The 15,230-nt window shown below is 72.5% G+C and carries 18 protein-coding genes; 6 read left to right on the top strand and 12 right to left on the bottom strand.

Translation table 11 applies throughout. The features are described from left to right. Positions 1 to 43: 43 nt before the first annotated feature. Entirely contained in the window at positions 44 to 229 is a 186-nt protein-coding gene (locus IE326_RS41755) for a hypothetical protein (protein WP_190044127.1), read from the bottom strand. A 26-nt stretch (positions 230 to 255) separates the two neighbouring features. Between IE326_RS41755 and IE326_RS41110 the strand changes: the two genes are divergently transcribed. The 4 genes from IE326_RS41110 to IE326_RS33170 all read left to right on the top strand — a co-directional run bounded on the left by IE326_RS41110 (position 256) and on the right by IE326_RS33170 (position 4,003). Next, positions 256 to 882 (top strand): plasmid mobilization protein, encoded by a 627-nt coding sequence (locus IE326_RS41110; protein WP_229915764.1) that lies wholly within the window; start codon positions 256 to 258, stop codon positions 880 to 882. After that, positions 879 to 2,621 (top strand): relaxase/mobilization nuclease domain-containing protein, encoded by a 1,743-nt coding sequence (locus tag IE326_RS33180; RefSeq protein ID WP_190044126.1) that lies wholly within the window; start codon positions 879 to 881, stop codon positions 2,619 to 2,621. The genes IE326_RS41110 and IE326_RS33180 overlap by 4 nt, the downstream gene beginning before the upstream one ends. Positions 2,622 to 2,784: 163 nt before the next feature. After that, entirely contained in the window at positions 2,785 to 3,228 is a 444-nt protein-coding gene (locus IE326_RS33175) for a hypothetical protein (RefSeq protein ID WP_190044125.1), read from the top strand. A 79-nt stretch (positions 3,229 to 3,307) separates the two neighbouring features. Then, on the top strand, positions 3,308 to 4,003 hold the full coding sequence (locus IE326_RS33170) for a hypothetical protein (RefSeq protein ID WP_190044124.1): 696 nt from the start codon (positions 3,308 to 3,310) through the stop codon (positions 4,001 to 4,003). A 233-nt stretch (positions 4,004 to 4,236) separates the two neighbouring features. Here the strand turns inward: IE326_RS33170 and IE326_RS33165 are convergent, their stop codons facing one another. From IE326_RS33165 to IE326_RS33155, 3 genes are all read right to left on the bottom strand, one after another. After that, positions 4,237 to 5,049: an SPDY domain-containing protein gene (locus tag IE326_RS33165; protein ID WP_190044123.1), complete on the bottom strand. Its 813-nt coding sequence runs from the start codon at positions 5,047 to 5,049 to the stop codon at positions 4,237 to 4,239. A gap of 15 nt (positions 5,050 to 5,064) precedes the next feature. Further along, the gene (locus IE326_RS33160; RefSeq protein ID WP_190044122.1) at positions 5,065 to 5,355 is read right to left on the bottom strand and encodes a hypothetical protein; all 291 of its coding nucleotides are present in this window, start codon (positions 5,353 to 5,355) and stop codon (positions 5,065 to 5,067) included. 98 nt (positions 5,356 to 5,453) lie between these two features. After that, a complete protein-coding gene (locus tag IE326_RS33155; RefSeq protein WP_190044121.1) occupies positions 5,454 to 5,807 on the bottom strand; it encodes an SPDY domain-containing protein in 354 nt (117 codons plus the stop codon). Positions 5,808 to 6,211: 404 nt separating this feature from the next. On the opposite strand from IE326_RS33155, the gene IE326_RS33150 reads away from it, so the two are divergent. Both IE326_RS33150 and IE326_RS33145 read left to right on the top strand, forming a co-directional pair. Continuing rightward, positions 6,212 to 6,733, top strand: coding sequence for a hypothetical protein (locus tag IE326_RS33150; protein WP_190044120.1), 522 nt, complete (start codon positions 6,212 to 6,214; stop codon positions 6,731 to 6,733). Then, entirely contained in the window at positions 6,631 to 7,293 is a 663-nt protein-coding gene (locus IE326_RS33145) for a hypothetical protein (RefSeq protein ID WP_190044119.1), read from the top strand. Before IE326_RS33150 ends, IE326_RS33145 begins: the two co-directional genes overlap by 103 nt. Positions 7,294 to 7,424: 131 nt before the next feature. Here IE326_RS33145 and IE326_RS33140 read toward each other — a convergent pair whose 3' ends face one another. The 8 genes from IE326_RS33140 to IE326_RS33105 all read right to left on the bottom strand — a co-directional run bounded on the left by IE326_RS33140 (position 7,425) and on the right by IE326_RS33105 (position 15,198). Further along, positions 7,425 to 8,495 carry an MSCRAMM family protein gene (locus IE326_RS33140; protein ID WP_190044118.1) on the bottom strand — a complete coding sequence of 357 codons (1,071 nt, stop codon included), beginning with the start codon at positions 8,493 to 8,495 and terminating at the stop codon, positions 7,425 to 7,427. Between the two features lie 46 nt (positions 8,496 to 8,541). Then, complete coding sequence (locus IE326_RS33135) at positions 8,542 to 10,233, bottom strand: MSCRAMM family protein (protein WP_229915763.1); 1,692 nt, start codon at positions 10,231 to 10,233, stop codon at positions 8,542 to 8,544. A gap of 78 nt (positions 10,234 to 10,311) precedes the next feature. Next, complete coding sequence (locus tag IE326_RS33130; protein WP_190044116.1) at positions 10,312 to 10,794, bottom strand: hypothetical protein; 483 nt, start codon at positions 10,792 to 10,794, stop codon at positions 10,312 to 10,314. Positions 10,795 to 11,044: 250 nt separating this feature from the next. Then, on the bottom strand, positions 11,045 to 12,274 hold the full coding sequence (locus tag IE326_RS33125; RefSeq protein WP_190044115.1) for an ATP-grasp domain-containing protein: 1,230 nt from the start codon (positions 12,272 to 12,274) through the stop codon (positions 11,045 to 11,047). Between the two features lie 41 nt (positions 12,275 to 12,315). After that, on the bottom strand, positions 12,316 to 12,618 hold the full coding sequence (locus IE326_RS33120; RefSeq protein ID WP_190044114.1) for a hypothetical protein: 303 nt from the start codon (positions 12,616 to 12,618) through the stop codon (positions 12,316 to 12,318). 35 nt (positions 12,619 to 12,653) lie between these two features. Continuing rightward, positions 12,654 to 13,889 carry an MFS transporter gene (locus tag IE326_RS33115; protein ID WP_190044113.1) on the bottom strand — a complete coding sequence of 412 codons (1,236 nt, stop codon included), beginning with the start codon at positions 13,887 to 13,889 and terminating at the stop codon, positions 12,654 to 12,656. Further along, positions 13,886 to 14,404 (bottom strand): regulator, encoded by a 519-nt coding sequence (locus tag IE326_RS33110; protein ID WP_190044112.1) that lies wholly within the window; start codon positions 14,402 to 14,404, stop codon positions 13,886 to 13,888. Before IE326_RS33110 ends, IE326_RS33115 begins: the two co-directional genes overlap by 4 nt. Next, a complete protein-coding gene (locus IE326_RS33105) occupies positions 14,401 to 15,198 on the bottom strand; it encodes a winged helix-turn-helix transcriptional regulator (RefSeq protein ID WP_190044111.1) in 798 nt (265 codons plus the stop codon). Before IE326_RS33105 ends, IE326_RS33110 begins: the two co-directional genes overlap by 4 nt. Positions 15,199 to 15,230: the final 32 nt, after the last annotated feature.

The raw sequence follows: 15,230 nt of genomic DNA, 5'->3' as shown, positions 1-15,230 counted from the left end.
GCCCCGCTTACGGAGGTACGCCGTGATTCCGCCTTCTCCTCGGTCATCCGAGCCCACGGTCGCCGAGGCTGGCGCCTGGGCGGACGTCCTGGTCCGCCGGCGGCTCGTACACGCCGCTGTTCTCGCGCCCACCGGCCAGTGGCTCGTCCAGGGCCATCGCGACGGACCAGTCCGCGTCCTCGCGGGACCGGCCGACGTCCTCGAACTGGCCGCCGCCATCCAGCTCCACATCCGTTCCACGAGGCCCGAATCCCGATGACGTACCCCACCCAGAACGGCACCACCCCGGAACCTGCTCGCGACCACAACTCGGTCTTGGGGCGAGCAAGTTGGGGCGGAAGCGTAGCTTCCGCCGAACCCGCCCCCAAGGGCGCGGGAGAGGACCTGCACCGGGGGGCGCAGGTCCTTCCGTCTTCGACCGAGGGCGGATCGAAGCCGGGGCAGGAGGAGAAGCAGGCCGATCGCCGTGCTCGCCGAGAGCGCACCGCTCGCGCCCGTCAGCGTCCTCGCCAGCCGCCCGAGACGAAGCGTCTACACCAGCCCAATACACGTTTCAATGAAGAAGAGTTCACTCTGATCAAGTCCGCCGCCGCCCGGTGCAACCTGTCCGTCGCCGGGTTCCTCGCCCGTTCCGCTCTCGCCGCCGCCCGCGACCTCGACCGCACCAGCGCCGAGATCGCCGACGAGCGCGAAGTGATCACCGCCCTGTTCGAGAGCCGGCGTCGGCTCGGCTGGGCCGGCAGCAACCTCAACCAGGCAGTCAAGGCGCTCAACTCCGGTGCGGACGCTCCCCAGCTCGAAGCGGCCGTCGCCGCCGTACGGCGTGCCGCCGACACCGCGCACGAAGCCGCTGCGCGGCTGATCGAGCGCCGCAGCTCATGATCCCCAGCGTCAACTCCTCGGGCTCTCGGACCATCGGGCTTCTCGCCTACCTCTACGGCCCGGGCAAGCACGAGGAACACACCGACCCCCATCTCGTGGCCTCCTTCGACGACATGTCCCCCGACCCCGGCCGCAACCCGAACGTCACCCTCAAGGACCTCCAGCAGCTCCTCGACCAGCCCGTGATGGCCCTCGCCGAGCACGCCCGTCCGGCCAAGCACGTCTGGCACACCTCCGTCCGCGCCGACCCGCGCGACCGGATCCTGTCCGACGAGGAGTGGGCCGGCATTGCCCGCCGGATCGTCGCCGCCACCGGCATCGACCCCGGCGGCGGAGAGCCCGGCTGCCGCTGGGCCGCCGTACGGCACGCGGACGACCACATCCACATCGTCGCCACGCTCGTCCGCGAGGACGGCCTACGCCCCGACGACTTCCGCTCGGGCGCCCGCGCCCAGGCCGAAGCCCGGCTCATCGAGAAGGAACTCGAGCTCCACGAGGTCGCGCCCGGCGACGGCACGGCCGCACAGCGGCCCACCAGCGCCGAGCGCCACAAGGCCGAACGCCAGGGCCGCGAGCGCACCGCCCGCGAAGAACTGCGCGAGACCGTACGCCGCGCGGTGGCCGGCGTGAGGAGCGAGGAGGAGTTCTTCGACCGGCTCGCCGGCGCCGGCCTCCTGATCCGCAAGCGCACCGCACCCTCCGGCGACCTCCTCGGATACAAGGTCGCCTTGCCCGACGACCGGAACCGGGACGGCGAGCCAGTGTTCTACCCCGGCGCGCGCCTCGCCCTCGACCTCTCGCTGCCCCGCATCCGGGAGCGCTGGTCCGGCGACGCCCACGACGCCCCCGTTCCCCGGCCGGAGGACACGGACCGTCCGGGACCGAGCACTCCAGCCGCTGCCCGCCGCAGGACGGCATCGGCCGCGTGGCAGGCCATGCTCGTCATCGAGCGCGGCGACGACGCGGTCGCCGCCGCGCACATCGCCGCGGCCGGCGAGATCCTCGACGCCCTCGCGAAGACGTCCGCAGCCCACACCCGCCGCGAACTTCGCGAGGCCGCAACGGCCTTCGAACGCGCCTCTCGCTCCCACGTCCGCGCCGTACGCGGACACGACCGCGCCCTGCGCCAGGCCGCCCGCGACCTCGTCCACGGCGGCCCGGCCCTCGGCCGCGGTGAGGACGGCGCGAGCACCGCGATGGCGATCGACATGCTGTTCTTCCTGATCACCGCCGCCGCGCACTGGCACGCGAAGAAGGGCCACGCGCAGCAGGCCGCCGCCGCCGCGCGGGCCGCCGAGTACCTGCGCTCCGCCTACCAGGAGGCCGCCGCCCACCCCCTCGGCGTGCTCTACCAGCGCGGCCGACGCCTGAACCGGCCCCTCCTCCAGCGCCAGACCGTGGTGCTGCGCGAGGCGCTGCCCGGACTGGCCGAGCAGATCCTCGCCGAGCCCGGCTGGTACGCCCTGGCGGCCACCATCGCGGACGCCGAAGCCGCCGGCCACGACCCCGCCGCCCTCCTGTCCGACGCGGTCGAGCGCCGCGAGCTCGACACCGCGGAGTCGGTCAGCGACGTGCTGGTGTGGCGGATGCGGAGGATGGCCGACCTGCCCGCCGACGCCTCCGAACTGCCCGCGTACGGCACGACAGGCGGCTCGTCCCCGAAGCGCAGGGCGGCAGCCCGGGCCTCTGCGCCGGGCCGACGGCGCGGCGGGGAGGGCACCGTCGGAAAGACCCGGTGAGCCCTCCTCCCAGGGCGTGTGCGTGTCGGCACGCGCTCGGGAACAGGGACACCGCCGCCGTCCTGGCCTCTCGAGGGTCACTGGGGACTTTGTGAATTGAAGCTCCGGGAGGTGTGGGGCACGATCATGACGCGAGCAGGACGAGGCAAAGGAGGACGTCAGGGTGTTTCACCGGATACGCCGCCGGGCGGCGGAGCCCAGCGAGGCGCAGCGCCGATTCTTCGAGATGTCGGCACGGCTGCAGGACCAGGTCCCGCCGGGCGTCGGGAAGCCGTCGGCCGAGCCCGAGCGCGGTGAGCCCGTCGCGCTGGTGGACGACTTCCTTCCGCCGGAGCTGCGGGTGCCCAGCCACGACCAGCTCGACGGTCGCATGATGCCCTGGGGGCAGCCGCTCGTCCTCGACGGCGAGATGGTCGCCTGCGCCGAGTGCGGCGCGTACCGGGACTGGCTGGTCCTCTCCACGCGCGACGAGATCTGGCTGCGCTGCCGGGCCGGCCACCAGCAGCAGGAGACCCGCCTCGACACCGCCTGGTACAACCGGAGCGCCGGGCCGGCGGACGCGACGCACGCCACGTTCGAGGACTGCCTGCGCCACCTCGGCCACTGACCCCCACCCCTACAACCCCACCGGGCCCACGGGCCCGCACTGACCACCCGTCTCCAAGCACCAAGGGGTCAGTACCGTCATGCGTGTTCGCGTCGCCACCACCGCCCTCGGCATCACCGCCGCCCTCCTCGCCGTAGCCGCTTGCACCAGCGGCGCCCCCGGCACGAAGCCCGACACCACCACCTCCTCGCCCGCCGGGAAGCCGGCCCGCTCCGACCGGAACGCCGCTCCGCTGTCTTCGGCCATCCTGAAGACGCGCCTGCTCGACGAGAGCGATCTCGGCAGTGGCTACGCGCGCAAGCCGGAGCGCCCCAGCCAGCACGACGACGTCACCGTCATCGGCTGCCCGGCCCTGAACGAGCTGGGCGGCGAAGCGGCCACCGGCGGCACGCTCACCTTCCCCCGCAAGGCGAAGGTCACCTTCACCTACGCCGACAGCGCCTCCGAGATCTCCGAGGAGCTGTACAGCGACAGCGCGGACAAGCTGTCCCACGGCATCGGCCGGATCTTGGACGCCATGACCGGCTGCCCGAGCTATCAGGTCGTCGCGGGCGGGACCCCGATCGACATGGCCTCGCAGAAGCTGACCGCACCTCATGGGCTCGGCGACGAGCGGTGGAGCCAGCTCCTGACGTTCTCCGCTGGAGGGCGGAGCACCGTGGTGAAGCAGACCGCGATCCGCGACGGCGGTCTGCTGCTGATCGTCTCCGGCTCGCCGGGCCTGGTCGACCGCCACCTCGACAAGGCCCTCACCAAGGCCACTGCGACGAGCTGACCGGTCCCGATCCGCGGATGCCCCCGACTCCGCCCCAGGGGGGCGGAGTCGGGGGCATCCGCGCGTCCACCGACCGTCAGTGCGTGCCGCTTGGGCCGGCACCAACATGCTGCGTCGGCCTCGACGACGCGGGGCGGCATCGTGTGCAGGTGGGCCGGCCCGAACAGCAAGGAGCCCGGCTCTCCCATAGGGAGGCCGGGCTGTATGCGTCGGGCAAGAGGGGCCGCCAGGCGTTAGATGGCCGGCGCGCGAAGGAGCCGCTCGTGGGTGGCCTCGGGCAGGACCCGTCGAAGGACCGGTGCGGTCGAACTGAGGGATGCGGCGAAGGCGGCGACAAGTTCGTGCGGAACGCTGCTGCCGAACGACGCCACCCACAGGCACCGTGCGCCGAGCGCGGGCTCGGCCCATGCCTGCCACCCTGCCGGTCCCGCCTCGTCGGCGCTGGTGGTCAGCGCGCGCGGGTCGCCGTCCTGAATGAGTGGCGGTACCTCACCGAGACTGATGTGTGAGGTGAAGGTCGGGTCCGTCGCTGCCGCCTCGGGCTGGTCGATGTCGCGGAGCCAGCCGTGTGCGGCGACCGCGTCGAGGACCACCTCCGGGCCGGTGAACGGCACGGCCGGCTGGTCGCGGGCGTCGAGCGCGACGAGGAAGTCGGCCACGGCCTCGCCGGGGACATCGGGGGTGAAGTAGGCCGACCACCCAGCGAGCGGACTGCTCGTGCCCGGCCGAGCGGAGATCTGCCAGGCGATCGGCAGCTCCCCCAGATAGAACGGCTCGTCCGGCAGACACCATTGGGCCCATCGGAGGGTGTCGGGGCTGATGTGCAGGACGGTGCTGCGCAGGACCTGGCGGTCCCCGTCCGGCTCGTCGCGACCGCGGACGATCGTCAGGCTCGACCAGCCCAGGCCGGTGAGCGTGTCCGCGACGGCGTCATAGAGGCGCTTGTCGTCACCGGCCAGGTGCCGGGGGCCGACCCAGAACGCGGGCTGTCCGCCGGACGGCGTGGACGGGACGAGCGGAAAGTCGGGGTACAGGGGCGCCTCCAAGGGCTCGATGCGGTTCTACTTGCCGCCGGCACTGCGGCGGGGGCGGCGCGGGGGTGCCTGGACGGGTTCCTGCCAGGTCAGGGCGACGGCGACCTCCGGGGGCAGGTGACCGAATTGGCTGTTCTCGTCCCGTCCCTCGGCCAGGTAGACGACTGTTCGGCCGATCTGATCCACGGACTGCACGACCTGCGCCAGCCTGTGGGCCGCCGGAAAGAACGGGTTCATGGCCTGGCGGACCGGAGCATCACGGTCGCAGCGGGACAACAGGTCGGCGAGGTCGCCGACGGTCATCTCCGGGGACGTCACGAAGTACCTCCTGGGTGAGGAAAGCGATGAGCGGTGGAACCGGCCGGCGGGCCGCCGGCCGCCTCGGAGCGAGGGGTTCCAGGGGGATGCTTGCGTTGTCACACGCGGCGTGAGGTCTCCAGCACGCGCGTTACGGTGGCGGCCACGATCTCGGCCGGCGTCTCGGTGTCGAACGACAGGGAGTAGCCGGGCACCTTGGCCGTACCGGTGACGGCGATCCTCCATCCCTCCCCGTTGGTACCGGGGCGGCCGAGCGGGAACCAGCCAAGGTAGAACCGGCCGTCCTTCGAGCTGACGTGTACGTCCGCGCGGTCGTCCACGATGAGGTGGAAGTCCTCCGAGGAGAACAGGTCCATGACGAGCGTGGGCTGGCCGGGACCGAGCTGCCACTCGCGGAGTCGCAGCGCCTTCACGGTCGTAGAGAATCCAGGGCTTACGGGAGCCACGGCCACAGGCAATCACCTCTCTGACCTGGGGTTTCTTGCAAGGTCGTCTACGTTGACATGCCCCTGCCCGCGTTGGCCAGTCTTTCCGAGGTCTTTCCTGTCTGCCCCCGGCGAACTCCTTCGACGGTGAACCGCGGGGTCTCGACCGAGCGGCGGAACCAGGACCGATTACGAACGTCGGGTGATGCCTCGGCGCGTCATCGCATCGATCGGGGCCTGCTCCCGGCTCGGTGTGATCGGATTCGGACCGTGGGCCCGGCGGGGTCCCTGCCCTGTGCTCGACCCGACATCGAGTACGCCGTGGAGAAGCCAACTCGGCCGGTGCCGCTGCGTGGTCCGCATGTTCCTCGTGGCTCTCCGCCGCGCGTGCTGTGTCGGGACGGCTCCGCGGTGTTGAGGAGCTTCGAGTTATGAAGACAACCGCCGTCGAACGTCGCGCCGAACTGCTGCGCCTGTACACCGGGATGTCCTGGCAGTCCGCCCGACGCCGGGTCGAGGCCGCCACGCCCGGCTCCTTGCTGATCCCGCAGCCGGACTCCGACCAGATGCTGCTGGAGGCCCGCGTGATGGCCGCACTGGCCTGGCGCCGGATCACCACTGTGCACCCGTGGGGCATCAAGTACGTCGACCCGCGCTCCGACCGCCTCCTGATCCGATTCGAGGCCGACCTGGCCGAGCGGCGCGACCCGGCGCAGTCCCAGGCCCTGGACCTGGCCGAGGCGCTGCTGCCGCGCGCCGACGAGTACGGCGACGTCAAGACGAGTACGGCGACGTCAAGGGGGTGCCGGGGGCCCGTACCCACGTCGAGGACGGCCAGGTGCTGCTGCGCGTGCCGGACACGTCCACCTCCGTCACCCTGCTCGGTCTGGACCCCGACGAGTGGCTGCGCGCAGTCGACGCCCAGGACCGGCGGCTGGGCGCCTACGGCATGACGCCCTGCCACCGCGACCGGCCCGCCCAGTGGCACCCGGCCGAGCGTCCCTACCGGCGGCCGGGCCGCCGGGGCACCGCGGCGTCGGCCTGGCTGACCAGCGGGCTGCTGCGCCGTGCCGGCGTGATCCGCACCCTGGGGGCGCCTCTGGCCGTGACCGGCTGGCTCGGCCACCACGAACGCGGCGGTGGCGAACGCTGGATCATCGACCCCACGTTCGCGGAAGGTTCCGGCGCCACCGGCCACCGGCGGCTGATGGCACTGCTCGCGGCGCCCGACTGGGGCCTGCCCCTCGCCACCGTGGACGAACACTGCTCCTGTCATCTGCCGCCCGGCTACAGCGACCAGTGCACCACCGTCGCTGCCGGCCTGGCCGATCGGCGCGGAGTGCTGGAGGTTCGCGCCATCCAGCGCCGCGGCGAGCGCCTGAAGCGGATCCAGGAGTACCGTCCGGCGACCTTCGCTGCCCAGCAGCAGCTTGCCCTCTCCGTACCTGCCTGGGTCGACCGCTGGCTCGAGCGCAGTGGATCTCCCGCCGCGAAGGCACCCGTACTGGCATAAGGACGGAACCGGGCAGCACGTGGCGCTGCGTACGGCGGCGGACGGTGGAGCCAAGAGCGTGACACGGCTGCAGACGAGGGCAGGCCCCTGGAACGACGTCCCAGGGGCCTGCTGATGGGGGTGATCTTCGGTTAGACGGTCTGGCTGGTGTCGTCCGGCTCCGGCTCGGCCACCCCGCGACGGCGGGTGACGACCAGAGCGACGGCGCCGACGGCAACGAGGACGCCGGCACCTCCGGCGATCCACCAGGTGGTGTCCGCGCCGGTGTGGGCGAGGGAACCGGTCGGGGTGGCCGGCGTGGAGTCGCCGATCGGGGCTGCGGATGTGGTGGACGACGAGGCGGCGGGCGCGACCGTGGCAGCGATGGGCGAGGATCCGGTACCCGACGTGCTGGAGTCCGTCGGCTTGGGCTTCGGAGCGCCGGTCGGGTTGCTGCTCGGCTTGACCGTAGGAATGGACGGGGTGCCGGTGGGCTTGTGCGTCGGCTTGTCCGAGGGGGTGGGCTTCGGGGTCGTCGCGGTCTTGGCGTTGGTGACGGTCACGGTCACCGGGGCGCCAGGGTCGGCGGTGAACGTCTTCGACGGCTTGTAGAGGTCGTAGCCGGCAGGGGCCTTGGTCTGCTTGACCCAGAACTGCGTCTTCCGGCTCGACACCGGCAGTTCCCCGGAGGCCGTACCCCCGGCGCCGGTGGTGAGGGTCAGGAGCGTGGAGTCGCCGGTGCCGATGTTCACGGTGGCGCCGGGAAGGAGCTTGCCGGTCTTGCTGTCCTTGGCCTGCAGGAGGACCTTGGCGGCCTTGAAGGGGTCGGTGATGGTCAGCCGGGTGGCCGCGCCCGGGGTGACGATGACGTCCTGGTCGGCCACAACCTCGTGGAACGGGCTGCCGGAGGCCGTCTCCTTGAGCCGGTAGACGCCCGGCGCGAGGTCGGGGAAGGTGAGCTTCCCCTGGGCGTCCGTCTTCCCGCTGCCGGCCTTCTGGCCGGCGGAGTCGAGCAGCAGGAACGCGGCGCCGGAGAGCACGTCCCCGGCTGGGTCCTTCTTGGTGATCTCGACGCTGCCCGCCTCGGGGTTCGGTGTCTCAGCGCGGGCGGCCGTCGCTGAGGGAGTCGGTTCGGGGGACGGGGCGGCGATGGCGGCAGCGGGCGCGGCGAGCACGGCCGCGGTGGTGAGGGCGAGCGTGGGCAGGATCCGGTGGTGCTTCATGGCGGGGACTCCAGGCGGTCGGTAACGGGGAGGGTGCGCTCGGCGGTCAGCTGGCCTCGTCGCTCGTGCGCCGGCGGCGGCTGAACAGGTAGAGGCTCGAGCCGCCGGCGAGCAGAGCGGTCGCGCCGGCGATCAGCCACGGTGTGGTGTCCGCGCCGGTGTGGGCGAGGGAGCCGGACGGCGGTGCTGGCGGCGTGCTCGGCGGAGCCGGGGGCGTCGTGGGCGGGGCCGGCGGCGTGGTCGGCGGAGCCGGGGGCGGGGTGCTGGGGCTCGGCGGCGGGGTGGTCGGGACGGGCTGGTCGGCAAGGGTGACCGCGACGGCGGCGCCGGGCTTCGCGGTGAAGGCGACGGGGGTGGTGTCGAGCTGGTAGCCGTCGGGGGCGGTGGTCTCGGTGGCCCAGTAGCGGGTGCCGGTCTTGAGGGTGACGTCGAGGTCGGCCTCGGCGGTGCCGTTCGTGCCGGTGGTCAGCGTGGTGACGACCTTGCTGGGGATGTGCTTGCCGGTCTTGTCCGTCTCGTCGGCCCGGATGGCGATGACCGCGCCCGCGAGCAGCTTGCCGGTGTTCTTGTCGATCTTCTTCACCGACAGATCGGCCTTCTTGAACGGGTCGATCAGGTCGATCGGGTTGGCCTGGGCGGTGCGTCCGGCGGTGATGGTGATGGTCTGCTCGGGCATGAGGTCGTGGACGGGGCTGCCGGAGGAGGTCTCGCGCAGGCGGTAGGTGCCGGCCCGGAGCTGGTCGAAGGCGAGGACGCCCTGCGCGTCGGTCTTGCCCGCGGCGACCTTCTTCCCGTCCTTGTCCAGGAGCTCGAAGACGGCGCCGACCAGGCGGCTGCCCTCGGGGTCCTTCTTCCGGATGGTGACGCCGCCGGTCGCCTCGTTCACGGTGACGGTCGCCGAGTCCTTGACGCTGGTGGTGCCGCCGGCGAGGAGCATCCGCTGAGCGGCGGGGTTCTTCGGGGTGAGGACCTGCAGGTCAGTGGCGGGCAGGCCGTCGGCCTTCGCGGTGACGCTGGCGGTGCCCGCGGTCTTCGCGGTGAACGACCACTCGGCGGTGCCGCTCGCGCTCGTGGTGACCTTCCCGGAGGCGGTGCCGGAGCCGGACTCGGCCAGCGCGACGGTCACCCTCGGCACGGGGGCGCCCGCGCTCGTGGCGACCTTCACGGCGACGGTGACCTTCGTCCCGGCGGTGGTGGTCTTCACCGACGGGGTGATCGTCAGGGTGTAGGGGCCGGCGAGCCGCTTGGCCTCGGCGATGTAGCCCTGGGCGAGGGTGCGGGCGGTCGGCGAGACGACCGGGTAAGCCAGGCGCTGCTTGCCGCGGGCGCCGTCGAGGGCGTACGTGCCGCCGGCCAGGTACTCGTACACGACCGCGTCCACTGCAGCCGACTGCGCGTTGTCGCGGGTCTGCCCGTACTTGCCGATCACGTACGCGGCCTGGGCGAGACGCTCCTTCGGCACGGTCTTGCCGGTCACCGACGACGTCCAGGACGTCACCGGCCGCGGGGCGCCGTAGCCGCCGGCGTCGGCCGGGCCCTTGCGCTCAGGGTCGGCGCAGTACGTCTCGACGTCGCCGTGGACGGCCGGGCCGGGCGGGCCGTAGGCGCCGACGTGGGAGGCGTTGGCGTTGCCTTCGGAGTCGGGGATCGTGTAGCCGGGGCCCAGGGAGATGGGAGCGGGGGCTGCCTGGGCAGGAGTCCAGGCCAGGGTGCCGGCCACGCCAGCGGCGGTGGCCACGGCCAGAGTTCGGAGGGCACCGCGAGCGGTACGGGCATGCACGAGAAAGACTCCTTGGTGCGAGTGAGAGGAAGAAGTTCAGAGAGATCGGCGGCCGAAGCCCTTGGGAGGCGGGGCGACTGGCAGAGGGCCCGTCGTCGTGCGTGGCGGCGCGGGCTCGGCCCACGCACCGGGGAACCAGACGGCCGCGTACTGCTCGATGGCGTCACGCAGCCCGGTGGTGACGGCGCCCTCCCAGGGCGGCTTTCCGGGCCGGCGGTACGTGGCGAACGTGCCGTAGTGCTTGCTGTTCACCAAGGTGTTGCGGGCCTCGTCGCGGCGGTGAAAGGTGCCGTGGTCCACGAAGTCGAGCACCACCGCATCGATCTCGCCCCGGTCCGGGTGGACGACCGCCAGGCGCAGACCGCCGTACGTGTCGGCGTGGATGGTGCGGCTGAAGTCGATCCGCAGCCGCAGCGGTGCGCCCGCCACGGGGGTGGCGTAGTACGTGTTGCCCACGACCGTGCTCGCGGGGAAGGGGAGGCACAGTTCGGCGAAGAACTCGGGGGCCTGCAGGGACAAGAGCGGTCTCCGGTCGAGGTCGAGCTGGTGTCAGCGGCGCGGGCCGGGCAGGGCCGGGCGGCTGGTGGTGCTCCAGCGCGGGACGCTGGCGGCCGGGAGCGTGGCCGGGCGGCGAGATGCGACGGCCCGCTTCACGTCGAACGGGGCCGGGCCGGAGATGCACTCGGTGACGGCCTTGAGGGAGCCGGATAGATGGCGCGGGAAACGTAGACGTCTCCGTCAATGTAGGAGCGCGGGTCGGGCGCGGGGTTCATCGGACCGCCTGGGTGGTGACGGTGATCTCGTGGGCGGCGGTATCAAGGCGCTCGTTGACCTCGGTGGTGTCGCGGCCGGTGACGATGTAGAACCCGGCCCGGGCGGTGAACAGGTCCCCGCGGGGCGGCAGGAGGATCGGGTCCCCGACCTGGCGGGTCCACTGCACCTGGCGCAGCCAGGGGGTGCGGGCCGCGAATTCCTGGTTGATGTGGCGCTGGGTGAGGGTGCCGGAGGCTGCCGGGTAGAGCATGCGGATACCGGCGGTCTCGTGCCGGGTCGGGGTGAGGTCGGGGGTACGGCCGCAGGCGAGGTCGGCTGCGGCCTTGGGCAGGTCGATTCCCGTGGCGAGGCGGACGAGGTGGCCGATCATGTCGCCCCCGATGCGGGCGTTGACCTCGATCAGGCGGGGGCGGCCGTCGACCAGGCGCATCTCGACGTGCTGGACGCCGTCGGTGATGCCCAGGGCCTTGATCGCGGCGGCGGCGACCGGCGCGGCCTGGGCGAGGAGCGGGTCGTCGGGGTCGACGGTGTGGCCGGTCTCCTCGAAGTACGGCGGCGGGCCGAGGCTCTTGCGGGTGACGGCGACGGCGGTGGTCTCGCCGTGGCGGGTGACGCACTCGACCGAGATCTCCGGGCCGTCGAGGTACTCCTCGACCAGGACCGCCGTGTCCTCGCGGCTCTGGTCGGCTCCGGCTGAAGCGAAGTCGAAGGCGTCGGGCAGCTGCTCGGGCCGGTCGATGCGGATCACGCCGATGCTTCCGGCGAACGCGGCAGGCTTGAGGACGGCGGGGTAACCGATGGTCATCGTCGCCAGCCCGGCCTCCACCAGGGACCGGGCCTTCATCGAGGCGGCCGAGGGCACGCCGTGGCGGGTGAACAGAATGCGTGCGGTGGCCTTGTTGCGGCAGGCCCGCATCACCTCGACGGAGTTCGTCGGCAGTCCGAGCGCGCGGGCGAGGCGGGCGGCGGGAACGAGATGCCACTCCGTCCAGGTGACGACGCCGGCGAGTTCGTGGCGCTCGGCGAGGGCGCGGCCGGCGGCGAGCAGGTCGGTGGTGCTGTCAAGGTCGGCGACGGCGTGGTCGACGATGTACGGCTTCTCCCACGACGGCTGGGTGCCGGTCAGCAGGACGACGTCGTACGCGGCGGCCACCTGCTCAAGGCAGTAGCCGCGATAGACCTCATCGCCCGGCGAGACGACGAGGAGGCGGGGGCGAGCAGACAAAAAGGGGCTTCTCCGTATCGGTAGAGGGCGGGACGGGGCGGTCAGGCGGCGCGGCGACGGCGCAGCTCGAACGCGCCGGCCCAGCGGGGGTGGTCCTCAACCAGGCGGCGGGCGTAGAGGGCGGTGAAGTTGTTGTTCAGCCCGGCGACGCCGTGCGGGAGTTGGCGGCGCAGGTCCTCGAAGAGATCCTTCACACCGACGCGGGTGGCGCCGGCGGCGAGGCGGCGCGCGGCCAGGCGCTCCAGGGCGCGGTACACGTGCGGGTTGTTTGCGTCGAAGGCGTGGAACTGCTCGGTGATGGTGCGACCGCGCGCAGGGTTCGAGCCGAGAGCGACAGCGGGCATGGGGGTCTCCACAGGCTGGGGAAAGCGTGGCGGGGTCAGGCGTGCAAGGCGGGATCGGTGCGCAGGCGGGCGAAGGCGCAGAACAGCCCGAGTGCCTGCAGCGCGGCGCAGACGGTGATGACGTGGCCGAGTGCCTCGGGCGAGGTGAGCGCGGTCAGCACGCCGGCGACGGGGAAGGGCAGCAGGAGGATGAGGATGGTCACCGACAGGGTGCTGCCGAACTTCTCCGGCGGGATGAGGCGGGAGCGCAGGGTGCGCAGGACCACCGTCATGCCGCCTTCGCCCGCCATGAGGAGGGCGACGAGGATCAGGTAGGAGCGGTAGTCGGGGGCCTGGGCGGCGGCGAGACAGGCGATCGAGGCGAGAGCGGCGCAGGCGGCGCCGACCGGCCACAGGCCCAGGCGGTCGATCGCGAACCGGCAGATGGTGACGGCCAGGAGCGTCGCTCCGGCGGCGGCGGACCAGACCAGCCCGACGGCGGTCGTCGACTGCCCGAAGTGCTGGACGACGATCACGGGCCCGGCCGCCTGGAAGAGGCCCGTGGCCAGGTTCGACACAGTGAGCCCGGTCACGAGCCAGCCGAGCGCGGGCAGGGAGCGGATGGTGCGCCACCCGGTGAGCAGGCCGGCGTCCGCCTGATTCCGGGGTGCCCGGGCCGGGGCGACGGGCGACGGGGGTGTGCGCAGGGCAAGCAGCGCGGCCAGCAGCGAGAGCGCGGTGATCACCGCGAGCATCTGCGGCGGGCCGGTGAGCAGGAGCAGTCCGGCGAGCGCGGGGCCGGTCAGGGTCGCGGTCTGGTCGATCCCGAGCAGAACGGCCTGGACCCGGTGCGCGCGTGCACCGGCCCGGCGGCCGGCGGCGGCCCCCGCGGTCTCGGCCGCGATGTAGCTGAACTCCGTGAGCACACCGGTGGTCGCCGCGAGCGCCATCACGGTCACGCTCGCCACGATGCCGGACGGATGAAGGTAGAGAAGGACCGCGCCGGCGGCGAGGGCCAGCGCCCGCCCCAGCGAGGCGAGGTGGAAGACGACGGAGGCTCCGCGCCGGTCGACGACCGACCCGGCCCACCCGAACGCCGCCAGCCTCGGGATCCACTCCAGGGCGAACGCGGCGCCGGTCAGCGTGGCGGAGCGCGTGGTGGCCAGGACCAGAAGCGGGATGCCGTAGGTGGACATGGCGAACGCCAGGGCGTCCGCCGTACGTGGCAGGTAGATGCCGCCCATCAGCCCGGCGGTGTGGCGCGCGTGCCGGGGCATGACCGCTGCGCTCACGCGGCCGGCTCAGGCTCGGGCAGCGCGGTGACCTGCGGATTACTGGTCAGCCACTGGATCAGCAGGTCGCGAAGAAGATCGAGGTCCCTCTCGCGCCCGGAGCCGGACAAGGACCCGGTACTCGGGGAAGCGAGGCGCTCGGCCTGCTCGGTCGCGAGCGAGGCCGCCAGGAGGTCGAAGGTGTGCCGGACGCGGCTGCCGAAATCACTGACCGGCTCCGGACAGTTGTGGCGGCGGGCCCATCGGGCGGTCGCGTCGTAGAGGTCCGCCAGGGCCGAACCGGCCTCGGTGAGTTCCAGTCCGACGCCGGGTACGGACCGGACGAGACCATGGCCGCGGCCCGTCTCGACAGCACAGCGCAGGTGGTGCGGGGACAGGTCGTGGAGGATCCCGGCCAGCCGTCGCGGCGGTATCGCCCCGTTGTCGTCGATCTCGGTGATGAGCCGGACCAGCGGCGGCGATGCCAGCAGCACGATGGCCTTGTCCAGTTCGGCGGAGGTGAACAGGGTGGTCATCGGCGCGGGCCTCCCGCCGGGACGGCCACCACCGGACGGGCGGGCGTGGCGTGGGAGAAGAGGTCGCGGTTGCGCCACGTCGGCCGGGACTGGTTGCTGACCCATCCCTTCGGCGCGGGCATTACCTGGGGATGCCCCCAGACCGGGTGCTGGCCCGCCTTGCTGAGGGGCTGGCCAGCGGACCACGCGGACAGAGCTCCGAGAACGGGCCCCAGGCCGTCGCCCGCCGCGGACAGCCGGTACGGCCGGCCGATCCCGTCGGTGTCGACCAGGCCGTCGGCCACCAGCTGCCGCAGCGGCGGGTAGACGTTGGTCCAGTCGCTGCTGGGCATGACCATCCTGGCCAGCGCCCGGCCGCTGACTTCTCCGCGCTGCTTGAGCACCCACAGCAGGGCGGCGGCGTGCCGGCGGGTGAGCAGGATGAGGCTGTCCTCGACCTGCTCGATCGCGGGGAGCGGACGCTCCGGCTTCTCCAGGTGCTCCTCGGCCCAGGCGACGATCACCGGCAGCACCGGCAGCAGGGCGGCACCACGGTCGGTGTGGCCGTAAGCGACGTGCCGCGCGGTGTGTTCGGTGCGCTCGACGAGCCCGGCGTCGCACAGCGACTTGAGCTTGGGGTGGAGCTGGCCGTTCTGCAGCCAGGGCACCCGGGCCGCCAGCTCGCTGTAGCGCAGCGGCGGACCGGAGAGCGCCAGCATGATCCTGACGTTCCAGCGCGGAGTGATCATGGCGAGGGCCTCGGTGACCCGGGCGATGTCGGCGTCGGTGTCGGGAGGCAGAGCGGTGATGGCCAAGGGAGGGACTCCTGGGAAGTGAAGAGGGATTC

The sequence above is a fragment of the Streptomyces filamentosus genome (assembly GCF_014654895.1).
Classification (GTDB): Bacteria; Actinomycetota; Actinomycetes; order Streptomycetales; family Streptomycetaceae; genus Streptomyces; species Streptomyces filamentosus.
The sequence above is the reverse complement of the archived record's forward strand: the minus strand, read 5'-3'. Positions and strand labels throughout refer to the sequence as shown.

Coding starts and splice junctions, on each gene's coding strand:
- IE326_RS41110 (WP_229915764.1), top strand. CDS start 256: ATGACGTACCCCACCCAGAACGGCACCACCCCGGAACCTGCTCGCGAC.
- IE326_RS33180 (WP_190044126.1), top strand. CDS start 879: ATGATCCCCAGCGTCAACTCCTCGGGCTCTCGGACCATCGGGCTTCTC.
- IE326_RS33170 (WP_190044124.1), top strand. CDS start 3,308: ATGCGTGTTCGCGTCGCCACCACCGCCCTCGGCATCACCGCCGCCCTC.
- IE326_RS33150 (WP_190044120.1), top strand. CDS start 6,212: ATGAAGACAACCGCCGTCGAACGTCGCGCCGAACTGCTGCGCCTGTAC.
- IE326_RS33140 (WP_190044118.1), bottom strand. CDS start 8,495: ATGAAGCACCACCGGATCCTGCCCACGCTCGCCCTCACCACCGCGGCC.
- IE326_RS33120 (WP_190044114.1), bottom strand. CDS start 12,618: ATGCCCGCTGTCGCTCTCGGCTCGAACCCTGCGCGCGGTCGCACCATC.
- IE326_RS33110 (WP_190044112.1), bottom strand. CDS start 14,404: ATGACCACCCTGTTCACCTCCGCCGAACTGGACAAGGCCATCGTGCTG.